Annotated in this window: 16 protein-coding genes; 8 read left to right on the top strand and 8 right to left on the bottom strand. The window is 46.0% G+C overall.

Annotated features, from left to right (window positions below; translation table 11 throughout):
• The first annotated feature begins 25 nt into the window (after positions 1–25).
• Positions 26–634 carry a superoxide dismutase gene (locus ACOJUR_RS05770; protein WP_203114522.1) on the top strand — a complete coding sequence of 203 codons (609 nt, stop codon included), beginning with the start codon at positions 26–28 and terminating at the stop codon, positions 632–634.
• Positions 635–732: 98 nt separating this feature from the next.
• Here the strand turns inward: ACOJUR_RS05770 and panD are convergent, their stop codons facing one another.
• Positions 733–1137, bottom strand: a complete 405-nt coding sequence (gene panD / locus ACOJUR_RS05765) for an aspartate 1-decarboxylase (RefSeq protein WP_072872916.1) — start codon at positions 1135–1137, stop codon at positions 733–735.
• A 125-nt stretch (positions 1138–1262) separates the two neighbouring features.
• Between panD and iadA the strand changes: the two genes are divergently transcribed.
• Positions 1263–2600, top strand: a complete 1338-nt coding sequence (gene iadA / locus ACOJUR_RS05760; protein ID WP_072872843.1) for a beta-aspartyl-peptidase — start codon at positions 1263–1265, stop codon at positions 2598–2600.
• Positions 2601–2664: 64 nt separating this feature from the next.
• On the opposite strand, the gene folE is transcribed toward iadA, so the two are convergent.
• The 4 genes from folE to ACOJUR_RS05740 form a co-directional block, all read right to left on the bottom strand.
• On the bottom strand, positions 2665–3249 hold the full coding sequence (gene folE / locus ACOJUR_RS05755; protein ID WP_083574013.1) for a GTP cyclohydrolase I FolE: 585 nt from the start codon (positions 3247–3249) through the stop codon (positions 2665–2667).
• A gap of 222 nt (positions 3250–3471) precedes the next feature.
• On the bottom strand, positions 3472–4407 hold the full coding sequence (locus tag ACOJUR_RS05750) for a MerR family transcriptional regulator (protein WP_420949498.1): 936 nt from the start codon (positions 4405–4407) through the stop codon (positions 3472–3474).
• Between the two features lie 288 nt (positions 4408–4695).
• Positions 4696–5337: a TetR/AcrR family transcriptional regulator gene (locus ACOJUR_RS05745; protein ID WP_203114524.1), complete on the bottom strand. Its 642-nt coding sequence runs from the start codon at positions 5335–5337 to the stop codon at positions 4696–4698.
• Between the two features lie 172 nt (positions 5338–5509).
• Entirely contained in the window at positions 5510–6706 is a 1197-nt protein-coding gene (locus tag ACOJUR_RS05740; RefSeq protein WP_420949497.1) for a hypothetical protein, read from the bottom strand.
• A gap of 252 nt (positions 6707–6958) precedes the next feature.
• Here ACOJUR_RS05740 and sigK point away from each other — a divergent pair, with 252 nt between their 5' ends.
• From sigK to ACOJUR_RS05725, 3 genes are all read left to right on the top strand, one after another.
• On the top strand, positions 6959–7696 hold the full coding sequence (sigK, locus tag ACOJUR_RS05735) for an RNA polymerase sporulation sigma factor SigK (RefSeq protein WP_072872840.1): 738 nt from the start codon (positions 6959–6961) through the stop codon (positions 7694–7696).
• A 35-nt stretch (positions 7697–7731) separates the two neighbouring features.
• Positions 7732–8307 carry a hypothetical protein gene (locus ACOJUR_RS05730; RefSeq protein WP_129583474.1) on the top strand — a complete coding sequence of 192 codons (576 nt, stop codon included), beginning with the start codon at positions 7732–7734 and terminating at the stop codon, positions 8305–8307.
• 135 nt (positions 8308–8442) lie between these two features.
• Entirely contained in the window at positions 8443–9231 is a 789-nt protein-coding gene (locus ACOJUR_RS05725) for an SDR family oxidoreductase (protein ID WP_072872838.1), read from the top strand.
• Positions 9232–9319: 88 nt separating this feature from the next.
• Here ACOJUR_RS05725 and ACOJUR_RS05720 read toward each other — a convergent pair whose 3' ends face one another.
• From ACOJUR_RS05720 to ACOJUR_RS05710, 3 genes are read right to left on the bottom strand one after another with little or no spacing between them, the layout of a single operon-like run.
• Positions 9320–10552 carry a S1C family serine protease gene (locus ACOJUR_RS05720; RefSeq protein ID WP_072872837.1) on the bottom strand — a complete coding sequence of 411 codons (1233 nt, stop codon included), beginning with the start codon at positions 10550–10552 and terminating at the stop codon, positions 9320–9322.
• 12 nt (positions 10553–10564) lie between these two features.
• Entirely contained in the window at positions 10565–12526 is a 1962-nt protein-coding gene (locus tag ACOJUR_RS05715) for a dynamin family protein (protein ID WP_420949496.1), read from the bottom strand.
• Positions 12526–14058, bottom strand: coding sequence for a dynamin family protein (locus ACOJUR_RS05710; protein ID WP_420949495.1), 1533 nt, complete (start codon positions 14056–14058; stop codon positions 12526–12528). The genes ACOJUR_RS05715 and ACOJUR_RS05710 overlap by 1 nt, the downstream gene beginning before the upstream one ends.
• 172 nt (positions 14059–14230) lie before the next feature.
• Here ACOJUR_RS05710 and ACOJUR_RS05705 point away from each other — a divergent pair, with 172 nt between their 5' ends.
• The 3 genes from ACOJUR_RS05705 (at position 14231) to ACOJUR_RS05695 (ending at position 16861) form a co-directional block, all read left to right on the top strand.
• Positions 14231–15286, top strand: a complete 1056-nt coding sequence (locus tag ACOJUR_RS05705) for a M42 family metallopeptidase (RefSeq protein WP_420949494.1) — start codon at positions 14231–14233, stop codon at positions 15284–15286.
• A 185-nt stretch (positions 15287–15471) separates the two neighbouring features.
• Entirely contained in the window at positions 15472–15756 is a 285-nt protein-coding gene (locus ACOJUR_RS05700; RefSeq protein ID WP_072872833.1) for a hypothetical protein, read from the top strand.
• Positions 15757–15799: 43 nt separating this feature from the next.
• Positions 15800–16861, top strand: coding sequence for a tetraprenyl-beta-curcumene synthase family protein (locus tag ACOJUR_RS05695; RefSeq protein WP_242650225.1), 1062 nt, complete (start codon positions 15800–15802; stop codon positions 16859–16861).
• Positions 16862–16981 lie beyond the last annotated feature (120 nt).

Here is a 16981-nt window from a genome sequence, read left to right as displayed (position 1 = left end):
ACAACTTTACATAGGAGGGATTTGCATGGCTTTTCAATTACCACCGCTCCCATACGCTTTTAACGCTTTGGAGCCACACATTGACGCCCTGACAATGGAAATCCACCACGACCGTCACCATGGTACGTATGTCAACAATTTGAACGCCGCTCTGGAAGGACATGCTGACCTGCAATCCAAAAGTATCGAAGATCTGCTAAGCCATTTAGACGCTGTTCCAGAAAATATTCGCACCGCTGTGCGCAACAATGGTGGCGGACATGCCAATCACAGTATGTTTTGGGAAATTCTCAGCCCCAACGGCGGCGGAGCACCTACGGGTGAAATTGCCAAGGCGATTGACGAGACCTTTGGCTCATTCGAAAAATTCCAAGAGGAGTTTACCAAAGCTGCAACAGGTAGATTTGGAAGTGGATGGGCATGGTTGGTGGTGGATGGCGGTAAACTGTCCATTATGAGCACTCCCAATCAAGACAACCCCATGATGGAGGGCAAAAAACCAGTTCTGGGACTTGATGTATGGGAACACGCTTACTATTTGAAGTATCAGAATAAACGCCCAGACTACATCAAAGCGTTTTGGAACCTCATCAACTGGGCTGAAGTGAACAAACGTTTTGAAGCTGCGAAATAATAGCAGTTGCACCATGCTCATCTTAAAGCGGGCAGCCCTACGGTTGCCCGCTTTGCTTTTTTCATACTTGCATACAAAGGGTGGAAATAAAGCCTCAGTCAACGAATAACCGTTTGCAATTGCTGATTGAACGCATGTGTTTCTGTAAAATCAACCGGCACAGGCTGATTATGCTCGTCGACAATGACAATACGAGGCCGATGCTCCCGAGCTTCTTCTTGACTCATTTGCGCATAGGACATAATGATGATAATATCTCCAGGCTGTACCAAACGAGCAGCCGCGCCATTCAATTCAATCGCACCACTACCGCGATCGCCCCGAATGACGTAAGTTTCCAAGCGCTCCCCGTTATTACAATTCACAATCTGAACTCTTTCATTTTCCCATATATCTGCAGCTTCCATGAGTATTTCGTCAATCGTGATGCTGCCAACATAATGTAAATTGGCCCGCGTGACTGTGGCTCGGTGAATTTTTGATTTCAACATTGTTCGTTCCATCTTGGCAACACCCCCCACAGCATTATACACAGATTGTCCGTATCTCCATAATATCTTGCCACGTTTATTGCGGGCTATGGATGGAAAGACTTGTAGCAGCCTTTTGTTGGAGCGAGGGGATTTGCATGCCTGTACTGACTTTGATTAAAAACGCTGAAGTGTTTGCACCAAAATCACTTGGCAAGAAAGACATTCTGCTTGGTGGCAGACACATTCTGGCAATTGCTGATGACCTTTCGATGCACGGAAGTTTACCCGAACTGGAAATTGTCGAAGCTGACGGATATTACGCCTTTCCTGGATTAATTGATCAACATGTCCATATGGCTGGTGGTGGTGGCGAAGGTGGTTTTCATTACCGTACTCCAGAAATATCTTTGAGCCATATTACAACAGCTGGAGTCACCACCCTTGTAGGAGTTCTGGGAACAGATGGTGTAACGCGCAGCACCCGCGAACTGCTAGCCAAAGCGCAGGCACTCGATTTTGAGGGCGTCAGCACGTACATATACTCTGGTGCCTATCAAGTGCCCACACGTACGTTGACAGGCATGCCACGCAGCGACTTGGTTTTAATCGAAAAAGTGATCGGCATTGGCGAAATTGCCATCTCTGATACCCGTTCATCCCATCCTAGCGAGCAGGATTTAGCCGAACTAGCCAGTGAAGCGCGTGTTGGCGGGCTTTTAGCTGGCAAGGCAGGCGTGCTTCATTTGCATGTGGGTGATGACGATCAAAAGCTGTCGATTCTTTTTCATTTAATCGACAAAACAGAATTGCCTCTATCCACTTTTGTCCCAACCCATCTTAACCGCAATCCTGATTTATTAGAGGATGCTGTGCGATACGGAAAAAAAGGGGGAATCGTCGATGTTACATCTGGTATTCGCCCCGACAAGCACGACCACGTTTCTGTTAAACCATCCAAAGCGATTCGCCGCTTGTTGGATGCCCAAATTCGCCCTGCTTTGATTACCATGAGTTCTGACAGCAATGGCAGTTCTCCTATTTTTGACGATCGCGGCAAACTTTTAGCCATGGGCATTGGCTCTATTAAAACACTTTGGGAAGAAACGGTGGATGCCATCGTTCAAGAAGAGGTTCCTGTGGAAACAGCTATTAGCATAGTGACCCTGCACGTGGCACGCATATTAAAACTACAACACAAAGGCCGACTCAAAGCCGGCCTTGACGCTGATATACTATTGACGGATAAAGAATACAAAATTCAACACGTATTTGCCAAGGGCCGCAAGGTAGTGGAAAACGGAGAGGCAATTGTCTTTGGCACCTTTGAAAATGCGCATGATATTCCCGGATCTCCACAAAGCAACGACGAATCTGGAGAAAAGTCAGAAAAACGCGGCAGACCCATGCTTGAACCGTCAGACGAAGACGAAGATGACTTTCCTGATCGCGACGAGCGACAAGCGAAAAGCCGCCGTCGCCACTACTGCTGCTAACACCTCGAATGATATATTCAGCATGGTTTTGCCTTGAAGATGAATAAAAACTAGCCAAGTACCTTTAGTGCGCATAACGAATCATTTGCAAAATTTCCTCGCGGCGTTCTGGATGTTCTTGAAATTCGCCGCGAGCCGCAATGGTGAGTGTCTTGCTGCCAGGTTTCTTGATTCCGCGCATATTCATACACAAATGTTCTGCTTCAATGACAACCATAGCCCCTGCAGGTTCCATTTCTTGCATCAAAACATCGACAATCATGTTGGTCATGCGTTCTTGAACCTGCGGGCGTTTGGCCACCATATCGACAAGACGCGCAAGCTTGGAAAGGCCCGTTACAACACCGCCACTTGGCAGATAGGCTACATGCGCCACTCCAAAAAACGGGAGAAGATGGTGTTCACACATCGAATAAAACGGAATATCCTTAACAAATACCAATTCATCGTGATCAACATGAAAACGGGCGGATAATTCCTCGGACGGATTATGATGCAAACCTGCAAAGATTTCTTCATACATGCGCGCGACACGAGCAGGGGTATCCAGAAGACCTTCCCGATTAGGATTTTCTCCTACAGCTTCGAGCAACATACGTATGGCTTCTTCAACCTTTTCTCTGTCTACGGTCGGTCTGTGCCTTTTCATCTCAATCGCGGCTGTATCTTCCGCGAAAGTAGCTACCGATTGCAGCGCTTTGCTACGCTTGATTTGGGCCATGACCTCATCTCTCCCTCGGAACACTTGTAAACCATCTATACCTGTCCACTTTACCACTCCAATATACTTTATCCACATATCGATTGGATCACTATTCAGAAACGAATGACAAAATTTGCTGACCGATGACTTGGTAAGACATGGATAAGTCTAAAAAAAGTTGGGCGTTCTTAATACATCCCGCAGGTTTTGCACAAGGTAAAATGGATGCGCAGAATGCGTAGAAAAGTAAGCTTGGGCTCCCCGTCCGCCAAAGAAGAAAGTCGTATTGGCATGTTTTGCCGCAAATTGACTCAACTCATCTATGAGAGTTGGATGGATATGGACAGGCTCGAGAGTGGACATGGAAAGCGCCACACGAACAGGCTGCAACTCTACGATTGAAGTTTCAATTGCTCCTTCAGCTGGAGAAGGGCCTAAGAAAACACTGCGCCATCCTTCCAGAGCAGCTTCAATCATCAGCATGTGCAAAGGAATCTCATGCCGCTCATAAGGTACACAAGCGGCCAGCAGAAGCGGTCCACTTTCAGGTGTCCTCAATGTGCGTCTCATTTGAATCAGCACATCGCGTGTCACTCCTGAGGCAATATGCTCCTGATATTCGCTCCAAACCCCTTCTTCCCAAAAAGTGCCCACTTTTTGCAAAAAGGGAACAACGATTTCATAAAGGAATGGCCGAATTCCTAGTTCCTGCTGCATGCGTTGCATCGTCTCAATTAAACCGCTGCTGTCCGCTCGTTCTCCTAAAGCAAGCAGTTGTTGAATTTTTGAAACATCCATTCCTCTGTCTGAAACCAGAGTCTCTGAGGTTTGCTGATATTCTGGATGACTTTCTAACGCTCGCAAATGAGAATGCTGGTTTTGCACAGAGAGAACCGCGTTTTTTACGGAGAACCCATTTTGCACAAGCTTACTTACTTTTTGGAGAAGATCCACATCATGCTGTGTGTAAACCCTATAGCCATTAGGCATGCGTTCTGGTTGGATGAGACGGTAACGCTGTTCCCACTTCCGGATTAACTGCGTTGTCAGTCCCGTCATTTCCGCAACTTGGCTAATACTGTAAAACGCAGGTTTATTGCCCACAACATGGCCTTCCTTTCCCCAAATTAAAAAATCTCGCAATCACGACATCATGGATAACCTTGATCCTTCAGATCATTACAAAAATTTCATAATAAACCATTTGGTGATAATCCAAGTCTCGCCAACTGATTTCTCAGGCATACTTGTCTGCCTATCCAAGAGACTGAATGGATAAATAGGACAGTAGGTTCATTTGTATTGTACAACAGTTGTATAATATTTGTACAATGTTATTTTTTCGATCACGTTCCATTGCTCGAGCGTCCAACGAAGCATAAGTATGAAGATTTATTCGATTGTCTGAAAAGAAAATCCTAAAACTCTAGCGGTGATATGGACAACTTCCGATGCTGCTTGCTCGGCAGTTGAAAAATAAGCAGCGCCGTTAGCCAGTTTCAAACGACCCAGTGGCAAAAGTGCTTGATAGACCTTAGCTGCCAAATAAGGATCGACATACGCTTTGGCTTGGGATTCTTGAGTTTCTTGAATTGCATGGGCTAAGGCTGTGGCTAAACGTTCTTCCGATTCTTTCATACGCCGTAACTGTTGCCGACTTAATAACGGCTTAGCTTCTCTCATCAACGTGGAAAACTCCATGCGTGGTTCAGCAATTTTCAAATAAGCCAGTGAAATTTCATAAAGCCTGTCCAGAAAAGGCATGTCTTTGGACAAGATATCCTTAACTTGATTCTCTATTAAATTCATCAAATGAATCATTGAAGCAGTAAAAAGACTCGCCTTATTAGCAAAATGGTAGTAGATACTTGCCTTTGTCAAATTGCATTCTTCTGCCACGCGCTCTACGCTCACGCCTTCATACCCATAATTCATAAATAATTCAGCAGCCTTTTCTAGGATAGCGTGCGCAGTTGAAGTATCACCATTGACCAGCTTGGGGCGGCCCGGTTTGCGACGGACAGTTGACGTCATACAAATTTACCTCCCTAACCAACGCCTTGGGCCTTTTCCATTGATGCCAAGGTGGTCCATACGCTTTATCATACCCCATAGTGTACCTTATCCACCTTGGCATGCCAAAGAACAGCAGTTGTTTTACAGACATATCGGATGCTAAAAAAATGGAAACTATCATCTGCTGGTTTTAACTGTTGGGACCACAATCTACACCGCTGTCCGCAAATTGAACTGTATTGTACGTAGCTCCCCAGCTTTTTACCTGCTCTACATCAGAAATTACAGGACAACTTGCGGTGTAAGCAATATAGCCACGGATATTGCCGCCCGTTACTTCAGGTTGATTTCCCGAGATTGGAGATATGGCGATAAATGCCGGATCGGGCAAAGAGCTTAATTGATACTGTTGATACTGAAACTGATTACAGTAGAATCCTGGTTGCAAAGAGCTATCTACAGAGAGCAGTCCTTCCCGCCATCCACTGATAAAATCCTTCCATTCACTGGAGGTCGTTGCAGGTTGATTGTATCCTTCCGGATCAATCACAACAAAACTAGGGCGTATTGTCCCTGGATAGTTGGCCAATTGATTGGCAGCATAGACACCCGCAGCATGCCCAGCCGATTGAAAGCTATCTCCCGGTTCAGGCCAAGAAACCGTCCAAAAGGAAATCCAGAAGACAAGAGGATTGTTATTGTTGGCCAACGCGGCTGCAACATATTGATCAGAATGGTTAGAGAGCAACTCTGTATAAGGAGGCGTAGAGATACCCAATGCCGCTGTGCTGGCCAATCCTGGCCAGCCGATTTGTAAAGCTGACTCGGCAGACTGTACAGAGTCAAACACCGCGTATAATCCAACCTCTGGCGAAAGAATATTGGTGCCAGCTTTTTGAACAGTGGTTATTGATCGTTGCAAAGGATCAATATGGTTAGACGAACCTTGGACACAAACAGCTTGCGGAGTTTCCTGTATCGGCAATCCAGTCCACCCATAAGGGTAGACACCATTAATTGCATAGTAAGTGAGCATTGTGGCTAATTTGAGCGAATCTAGTGCTGTATAACCTGCTGCATTCACAAAGAAGTTCTTGGTGATGGTTTGGATACCTCCACCATTGGCATAATGAGAAAATGGTGTGTGCCCCCCAGCTTCAGCAGCAGGATTCTGCCAATTGCACGGATTGTAGTAGAGCGCATAAAGTGCAGCGCCCCCAACAGCTATAACCAGATGTTGACCATCTGCAACATAGCGCCAGGCTTCTTGGAAATCACCCGTCACTTGGGAAACTGGTATATTACAAGCTTGCGCAGCAGCCATTGCTTTCCAAAAATCACCTTCTGTTGCTGCGTATAAATAGATTTTTTGTGAAGGTACCGTCATTCTTATAGACCTCCTATGGTATGGATGGCAACTTTGTTTTACCCCGTCATTAGACCTACAAAAGAACAGGTTTGCTTGCATTCAATAAAGCGAAAGCATGCATGAAACGATTTATCATACGCAATGAAGATTTTTTCTGCGAAGACTATGATGTAAAACAAACTTTGGGCAGGTGACATCTACAAAGCTCCTCACCAAAAATACGCTTCCGACATACGCTATCTTGAATCAAATGTCGGAGGTGTTCCTGCCTTGTTTTCTCTTGCCGCTGCTGCCTTTTCCCTGCTTCATGATGTCACGTTGGTCAGCGGCTACCTCCATCAGTCTTTTCCCCAACCGTTGAGCAAAGAGCAGGAGAAGATGTACTTCGAACGCTGGCAAAACGGCGATCGGGAAGCGCATGACATGTTGGTTAAACACAATTTGCGCCTAGTTGCCCACGTAGCAAAAAAATTTGACTCAGCCAATATCGATCAGGACGATCTCATTTCCATTGGCACCGTTGGACTGATCAAAGCTGTAGATACTTACCAGCCCAACAAAGGGACAAAATTTGCTACTTACGCTGCGCGCTGTATTCAAAATGAAATTCTCATGCAACTGCGAGCACAGAAAAAATCCCGTAAAGATGTATCCCTTTACAGCCCCATTGGCACTGATAAAGAAGGTAACGATATCGTCATTGCCGATGTACTTGGCTCTGAAGTAGACATGACTGAGGAAGAAGTCAGCAAACGCATGGAAATCCTATCCACACTAAAGTTGCTTGATATTTTGGATGAACGGGAAAGACGTGTCATTGAACTGCGGTTTGGACTGACGGACGGACGCGAGTGGACGCAAAACGACGTAGCAGATGCTTTAAACATATCCCGTTCCTACGTTTCACGTTTAGAAAAAAGGGCTCTGCTCAAAATGTTTCATCACTCGCAAGCAGGCAAGCGCCGACGAGCTGCTTTTCGTTATCAGCGCCGATATGCAGATTCTTAGAACGCTGCTAACCAAGATAGATATTTCTCACAAGATTGTTGATCAATAACCATATAGTTGCTGTTGATGTCGATGCTCTTTCAGAGTACGATACCAGAGGACGCGCCAAGCGACTTTTGAATCAAGGAGTCCTCTGCCCTATGTATGGCTTGCGAAGAAACCGTATTCCACGTACTGTCTGGATTGCGCCAATTCTCCTGATTGTCGCATTCCTGTCTGCATTTGTCGTTGACTATATCAATGAACATGTCACACTTCACGTATTGACGGAAAATATAGATGTGGCTAATGTTCGTTCCATTTTATTGCAGCCGTTGACTTCTGGCGCAACGGCTGCCAATACGCTGATTTCAGTCAGCGGTCACAACACGATTGTGCAAATTCTTAAATCTCTATCTGAATCGACTCCTATATCTGATAACAAAAACGTCCAAAGCGCTCAAGTATTCGATACGCTTTATGTGGAGTCCAATTCACAACAAATGCTTTCTATCCAACTGGCCGTAAACCCAACCTCATTACAATCGCCTTATGTTCTGGCCAATGGCCATGCATTTATGGCTTCCCCTTCACTCGTAAATATTTTGAAAAAATTAAACTCAAACGGCTGAAAATAAGGTAATCTTTGTTTATCAGAGTTTTGACTGAATGTCAGTTGAAACTCTTCAGAACAGTGGGCTCTGTGCAGAGGTTGAACTAGCTGCGCGATGAAGACCTTTTCAGGCCCGCGAAAGTGAGGAATCTTATTGTTAAACAGCGGAAGAGTTGCACTTGTTACCGGAGGAAGCAGCGGCATTGGCGAAGCGTTTGCGGAGCATTTTGTGAAAACGGGAGGTTCTGTTGCTCTTATTGGACGAAGTATTGAGAAATTGCAGAACGCCTCTAATTCGATTGCCACGCATTGCGGATTAACAGAAAACAAAACAGATCGTATACGTTATTATCAGGCAGATGTACGGGACTCAGAACGCGCAGAGGAAATTTGGGATGAGGTTTTTTCAGACTTTGGAAAAGTAGATGTGCTGATTAATAACGCTGCAGGGAATTTTATCTGTAAAGCAGAAGAACTGTCAGCTAACGGCTGGAATGCTGTTGTTCAAATTGTATTGAATGGAACATTTTTCTATTCCACCGCTTTTGCTCGACGTTTAATTGCCCGCCAGCAACCAGGAGCGATTGTCAATGTTGTCGCCACTTATTACGCGAATGGCGGCCCAGGTGTCTGTCATTCGGCTGCTGCTAAAGCTGGTGTAGTGGCATTCTCGAAAAGCGTAGCTGTCGAGTGGGCCAAACACCGTATTCGGGTTAATTGCATTGCTCCTGGGCCAATAGGCGACACCGGCGGCGCCGATCGCCTATGGCCAACAGAAGAAGCCTATCAACGAGTTCTTCATTCCATCCCCGCAGGAAGACTGGGCAGCAAAGAAGAAATCGCCAAAGCTATGGATTGGCTCGCTTCCGAGCAAGCCAGCTTTATCACCGGCGATGTACTCACGATGGACGGCGGTCAAAGTCTCGGGCCAATTCGATTTTAAAAAACGACTGTATGGCAATATCGACTTTTCATCCCATACGACTGGATAACCAACCGGTCAGCAAAAGACCGGTTGGTTATTGATGAAATCAACCTCCACTGGATGATGATGGCCAGTTACCAAGCGTCACGGAGATTTGTATTTTCTTACCATTCCTTAACACTGTTAACTGTATCACTTGTCCAGGCTGATCCCGATTGATATCTGCCGTCAACTGCTCAATGGTCTGAATGGGATGCCCATTGTAGCCAATAATGATATCTCCATCACCGCGCAGTTTACTGATTTGCCCCGTCTGATTGGCGGCAGCCGCACCACTATCTCCGCGTAATCCTGCTTTCGCAGCCGGACTGTCGGGTGTGACAGACTCTACGTAAATACCCTGGCTGACTGGGAGGTCAAGTTGACTTTGCAAATAACTGTCAATATCCATTCCTGCAATACCAATCCAGGCATGCTTGACCTGTTCACCGCGCAATAAAGTCGGAAGCAAGCGTTCCAAACGGTTAATAGGAATCGCAAAACCAATCCCTACAGATCCTTCAACCGGACTTTCAATGGCTGTATCTATACCAACCACCTGTCCAGCCTCGTTAAGCAAAGGACCGCCAGAATTTCCAGGATTCAGAGGTGCATCGGTTTGAATTAATCCATCCATCACATGACCCGTTTGCATTGGCATCGATCGATTCAAACCGCTGATAATGCCAAAAGTCACACTTTCCGTCAATTGAAACGGATTGCCGATGGCTATGACAAACTGACCTGGTACCAGTGTGTTGGCATTTCCAAGAGGCAACGGCGGCAGTTGATCGATACCCGCCACATGAACAATCGCCAAGTCATCCAATGTATCTGCAGAAAGCACAATTCCTGTATAATTCTTTTGTCCAAACGTAACCGTAACAGTTTTCTGTCCATTTACGACATGAGCGTTTGTAGCTATATCGCCCTGATTATTAATTAAAAAGCCTGTGCCAATGTCTTCCTCGCCGGCATTTTTGCCTGTACCGCCAGAGATAGCTGTTATGGTACAAATGCTGTTTTTTACCTGATTATAGACCCGAGTAATGACATTAGCCGACTGTCCACTGGCAAGGGTATTCGCAGGAGAGTTTCCGAGCGCACCCGTACTGCTTGGAGCGCCAGAAGTTGGAGCCTGCATTGGCACTTCTACTACACGCGGCGACTGCACCAACAATCCTACTCCAAGTCCTGCAGCAAATGCAGCAAATATCCCAATACCGAGTAGAACTGTCCGCGCCCCCCCGTTGCGGCGCGATTGCCATAAATCATCATCGCGCCATTTTCTTCTCGCCATGTGCATACCCCCTTATTGCGCCCTAGATAGCCCCCACAACTTTGCCCATTCTTCTGCAACAAATTGCCAACGCGATTGATTCTCTGCTATTTCTTCTGCTCTACCTTGCTCTGTAAACTGTCGCAACTGCAACATCCATGCTTCAATCCATTCTTGCTCCATCTCTGCCCATTGCTGTTGCAAATGTTCGAGTAATTGTGTTGTCAAACGGCTAATCTCGCTTTTTACTTCCCCCATCTGCAATGGTTCCACTGCTTCAAGCATATCACGTTGGCCGCCTTCTTCAAAAAACTGCCGCGCAGAACGGAAGTAGTGGAGAGATTGCAATAAAGGTTGATGATTCATGTGCACATCTTCTGCCTGAACCTCAGGCAACTGAATTTGTATGTCTGGAATATTGATTGCTGCTCGCAACATCTGTGGTAGTCGAGCACAAAGAGCATCTGCTGCTTGTTCAAGTAATTCCTGTCCAATTTTTTGCAAACGAAGCGAAAAAGTTCTAGTCTCTACCAAAATTTGCGTTTCCAATTGTCCGGCCAATTCTACGGCCGCTTCCTGCAAAGCCATTTTGGTCTCCTTACTTTGAACAAAACGGCCCGGATAAAACGCCTCACGGAATAAGTTAGAAAACCTGAGACGAATGCGTTCTCCTATATGAAAAATAAGTTCCTGACAATCACTTTGCAGTTGTACTTGCACATTCCGCAAAACAGCGCCGTTTTCTTTTTCTTCCTGAAGCAAACGATGAGCAGTTTCAACGTCTGCCACGAAACGTTCCCGCTCTTCTGCTCGAGCGCGCTGGAGCAATCCCAAACGCGTCACTTCCGCTTCGATTTGATTCATAAGATGCGTCATTTCGCGTTGTAAAGTCTCTACCCGCAAACGCTCACGCACATCATCATTTGCCGTCATTAAATCTTTTTGCAAAGCTTCCAGCCCTGAAATATTCCATATCTCATCCGGAACTGGCAATGGCTCTTCAGGACCTAATTGAAGACGTACTCTTGCCATTTGTTCAAATTTCGGATCCGTTTTTATTTTTAATTGCTTGGCCGCTAAAGCCAGTTGGCTGGAAACTCCATAAATACGCGGCTCAACGATACCCAGTGATCTCAGCTCATCTCGAACGCGTTGCTCTACAGCATGGCGCTCTTCTTCGTTCACAGCAAGATCGACCGCATTCACAACCACGTACAATTTGTTTTGACCCATTACGTTTTGCACATCAGCCAATTGTTGCAAAAAGTTTTTATCTGCACGCGAAAAAGCGTGTGTATAATAAAGCACAAAAACGATTGCATCCGCTTGGCGCATATAGTTAAAAGCAACATTGGTATGACGGCGGTGAATAGAATCGACGCCCGGTGTATCCACGAGAACAAATCCTTCCGCAAAAGGCGCATTCGCCAGCGGCACCTGTACTTCTCTGACATAACAGGCCAATGACTCATCTGCAGTGAAAGAACGCAGCTCGTCCAACGTTGCGTTCCATGATTGTCCAAGACGATGACGCATAACAGGATAACCTTTGCTGACCGCTTTGAGATAGGAAAGGGAAGTTCTCGCTGTTTTGCCATACTGAGCTGGCTGCAAACTCTCTGCTTTGGCAAGCGCAGTCTCGAGAGAATCTGCTTCTAACTGGATGCGTCGACAGGCATCAGATACATCTTGCCAAACCTCATCTTTCGATTTAGCTTCAATCCATAATTCACCCTGACGACCAGCAAGAATTTTTGTCACTGTCGCTGTCGTAGGATTGGGAGAGACGGTTAATACAGGTTGCTCCAGCAAAGCGTTGAGCAAAGAAGACTTGCCTGCTGAAAAAGCACCAAAAACAGCCACCATGACTTGACGATTCTGAAAACGTTCCTTTGCTAAGACAAGGCTTTCCTGAAAAGGCTGCCCGTGCGGTAAATCCGCCAGTAAATTTTGAGCTGCTGCAATTTTATCTTGGATGGTATGTTCAACACCCATTACCCTGCGCCCACCTCCGAAAATACAGGAATTTCATTTAATTTCTGGCGCCATTCCCGTTCAATACTCTCATAAACCTGCAACCAAGCATTCAAGGCGCGACAGGCTTCCACATCAGGAGCAAATGTTTGTTTGATAGACTGTTCTTCTTCCTGCAGTTGAACAATGGCCAATTGTTGATAATCGTCCAGCATCATTTGCAAACGCGCCAATGTCTGGCCGCGAATTGCCGCTACCACATCCCGAACGTACTGATAACCGTAATCTGCAGAAACCAGCGCACCAGATTTGATTTGTCTCTGCAGCAATTCAGAGCTTATGGGAACTGTCAAATTGTCAAGTTGCGCAGCATCCCAGGTTCCGGAACTGAGTTCCTCCTGAAGAAAGGCGCGCAAAGCAGACTGAAGCGGCCAAAAAAGATTTTTTTGAGCGCGATCGGTTAAATCATTCAAGAAGTTCTGGATACGCTGTTCGCGTTCCTGCTCCGTTTTTTTCTCGCGACCAAACCAGCCTACACGAAAATCACTTCGCAAACTCTCAACATATTTTCTGCCCAGTTCCGTTGTCTCATAAGGAGAAATCTGCGCCAATTCAATGAGACGAGCCAGTTCAATACGCTCATGATTCCATTTGTCCTGTAGCTCATCCAGCCGCAATTGGTAGTCTTTTTGTACTTTTAGAATAGATTTCGATCTCGTTTCTAACCACTGCCTGGCTTCTTGAGCGTTTTCCGGGAATTGCCCAAAGATGTCCATAACATCTTCCTGTACCTTTTGCCATTCTTCTTGATGACAAATTTGTGCGAATTGACGAAGGATTTCCTGCACACGAATATAGATGGAAAACTGTTTCTCCCAAGGACTGATATGCGCTAATCCTAGAAGGAAAGATTGGAGCTCGACAATTTGTGAATAGGGTGAAGGACGCGTGGAAGTATAGAAAATCCGCTCGGGCTCCACACCAAAAGCTGAAAATGCTGTTTCCACCCGTTCTTGATATTCTTCAAACGACAATTCAAAATCGAGATGTTTGTCAACCTGGTGGACAATTAAAATGAGCCGCTTCCCCTCATCTTGTAAGCGTTTTGCCCATTCCAGATGCTCGTCAGCCTCCACGTGTTGGTAATCCATGACAAGCGCCACGAGATCTGCCAGGTAGAGGTGTGCAAGCGTTTCCGCTTCGTGACTCGCATCCGTTGAATCAATGCCCGGTGTGTCCAGTAGATCGATTTCACATCCAAGTTCTTCATTGACCATTGCCGCTGTTTCTACTTTGGCAGTTGTAGGTACGGCACCAGTCGCAAGAGAAGCACCTGTAAGCGCATTGATGAGGCTGGATTTACCAGCGGAAAACAGGCCACAAAAGGCCACCACTATCTTCCATTGACCCTCCCGTAATGGACTGACAATAGCGCGCAAGCGCTCAGACAATTCATTTTGACCTTGCTTCTCCATCTCTGCGCACACTTGATTCAATGCCCGCTCTGACTCAGGTGTCCATGCTGTGTCAGCGACTGTTCTTTGCTGTACCATACCGTCTGCTTCCTTTCATTTATCACAATCTCCACTCAATGATCGTAATCTCCACCTACACTATGATACGCAAGTTTAAGAATCTGTGGAGATTTTGTTGTGATACAATGAGGCGGAATTCTGACAATAGAGCGACATTGCCTCATCTATCACAAAAAGGGAGGATAAGAACATGCTATTTTCGCAGGAAGACTTACAGTATACTCAAGATTTTTTGCTGCGCCTGTTAAATATTCCTAGCCCTACCGGAATGACGAAGACTGCCATTGACTTTGTTGAAGCAGAAGCCAAAAAGCTCGGAATTCAGTCGACCAGAACACATAAAGGTGCGCTTTGTTTTACCATCCAAGGAAAACAATCTGAGTCTAGCCGTTTGCTCACGGCTCATGTCGATACGCTCGGTGGCATGATTAAAGAAATTTTGCCCAGTGGACAAATGCGCATACAAAAAATTGGCGGCTATGCCTGGAGTACTATCGAAGGAGAAACTTGTCGCATTTTTTCTGAGAAAAAGACATTTACAGGCACTGTTCTCCTGGAAAACACCTCCGTCCACGTTAACTCCAAAGTCAACGAAACTGAACGCACTGCTGACAATATGGTGATTGTGCTTGATGAAGTCGTACACTCAGCAGAAGATGTCAAGAAACTCGGTATCTCCGTAGGAGATTTTATCGCTTGGGATCCACGCGCTGTTTTGACTGAAAGTGGATATATCAAGAGTCGGCACTTGGATGATAAAGCGAGTGTGGCCATACTCTTTGGTGTGGTTCACGCATTGCAAAGAAACAACCGCGAATTAGCTGTAGATTGTACTTTTCTCATCTCAAACAACGAAGAGATTGGCTATGGCGGTAATTCCAACATTCCGCAACAAACTGTAGAATATGTCGCTGTAGATATGGGGGCTATTGGCAAGGGTCAGACAACAGATGAGCACTGTGTTTCCATATGTGCTATGGATGGCTCAGGACCTTACCATTTCGGATTACGTCAGCACCTTGTACATATAGCTCAACAACACCAGCTTCACTATGCAGTTGATATTTATCCACATTACAGTTCTGACGCTTCTGCAGCAGTCCGATCCGGTGCAGACATCAAGCATGGTCTGGTGGGACCCGGCGTTGCCCATTCTCATACTTATGAACGCCTGCACTCAGACGCTTTAATCCACACGTCCGAATTGCTCATTCACTACCTGCAATCACCGCTTTGCGAAGTTTAAGCATAAAGGCATGTGGATTCCGCTTAGCATGACTGAGAAATACAGAACATGCATAGAATGTTAGACACAGAGCAGTGAATGAACGCACATCAGGAATGAGGCGGTTGTCCGCTACTCGCACACATCAGTTGCATATGGTAAAGCAGAAGCCAATGAAGAATTACCCTAATGCGAGGTGTATGAGCATGCAATTGAACACCATGCTAAAATTTGGGGGAATGGCTTTTGATGTGGCGCGCGATGAGCGAATTCAAGAATTAGTCAAAATGGTTCATCAGGGCGCAAAAAGGCGCGGACTTTACGGACAAATTCATGGACATGCGTCTGTGCCGAAACCGGCTATCCCCTTTGCTCCCAAAACTCAACAACCCATTCCGTCTCAGGCAGGTTTACCTAGTTGGCTAAATGCCGAGAATGCCAAAAAGATGTTAAGTGTGGCAAGCGATGTAGGTCAATTGCTGTTAAAGTAAAAACAGTTGTAGCCACTGTGTTCAACGAAGAGAGGAGGCTGCTGTGACGAAACGATTGTCTGTAATAGCTCCACCACAGTTCCTCTATCGTTTGTTTCATGATGTGATGCCAACGGCGCGCGCCGAATTAATGTATTGGCGCCGCCGGGCTGAAAACATTCCGGATACAGAATTGCGTGTTCAAGCACTTGCCAGTTTGACTGACAAGCGTTTTCACGCTGATGGAGGATGTGTTTACGCAGCCGCCAAGCCTGAATCGAGAATCTTGCTCGTCAAGATTATTGTTGCATTACAAACCATCAGCGATTATTTGGACAACCTCTGTGACCGATGTCAACGCACAGATGCCAATGATTTCCGCGCATTGCACGACGCTATGCGCGATGCCGTACGTCCAGGACAAGCTCATCAAGAATACTACCGATTTCGCAAATCTTGTGATGATGGCAATTATCTGGACGATTTAGTCAGTACATGTCAAAATGCTCTGGAAAAATTGCCTGGTTATGCAGCAGTCCAACCTGATGTAGAGTGGCTTGTAGAACGATACTGCGAATTGCAAGAAACTAAGCATATTGAACCTCACTTGAGGGAAGCAGCTCTGATTGCATGGAGCCGCCCCTATCTGCGCGAATTTCCGGAAATTGAATGGTGGGAGTTTGCTGCAGCCACTGGGTCTACCTTAGGTATGTTCGCTTTATTTTTAGCCGCTACAGAGCCATTGGAATCAGATTTGGCCAACCAGGTACGGGCTGGTTATTTTCCCTGGCTTTGCGGCTTGCATATCCTACTGGATTATCTGATCGACGTAGAAGAAGATATTCGTGAAGGTGACTTTAATTTCGTGCTTTGTTACCCTTCCCCCCGCGCTGCTCGCAAAAGGTTGCGCCGTTTTATGAAAACAAGTCTATGGGTTTCTCGACGGAAGCCCTTAGAAAATAAAATTCACCAGTTTGTTGTCAAAGGTTTATTGGGGATGTATCTTTCAGATCGGAAAGCATTGCGGCAAAAAGGTATTCGCAAAGCGCAATGGCTGCTGTTGCAAGCTGGCCCAACGGCCTGGATGTTCTACTGGGCTTGCCTTTTGTATCGGATCATCCGGTGATCAAGAATTTACCACTGAATCAATGTGTTTTTAGTTTGTTCGGGGATCTTCCGGCCGTTTGGTCAATGAGTTACACTGGCATAGAAGGAGTTGCTTAAGCGACAGAATCGTTTGAGTAGG

The organism is Alicyclobacillus tolerans (assembly GCF_048984885.1).
Taxonomy (GTDB): Bacteria; Bacillota; Bacilli; order Alicyclobacillales; family Alicyclobacillaceae; genus Alicyclobacillus_I; species Alicyclobacillus_I tolerans.
Note: the sequence above shows the minus strand (reverse complement) of the source record. Positions and strands in the feature narration are given on the sequence as shown.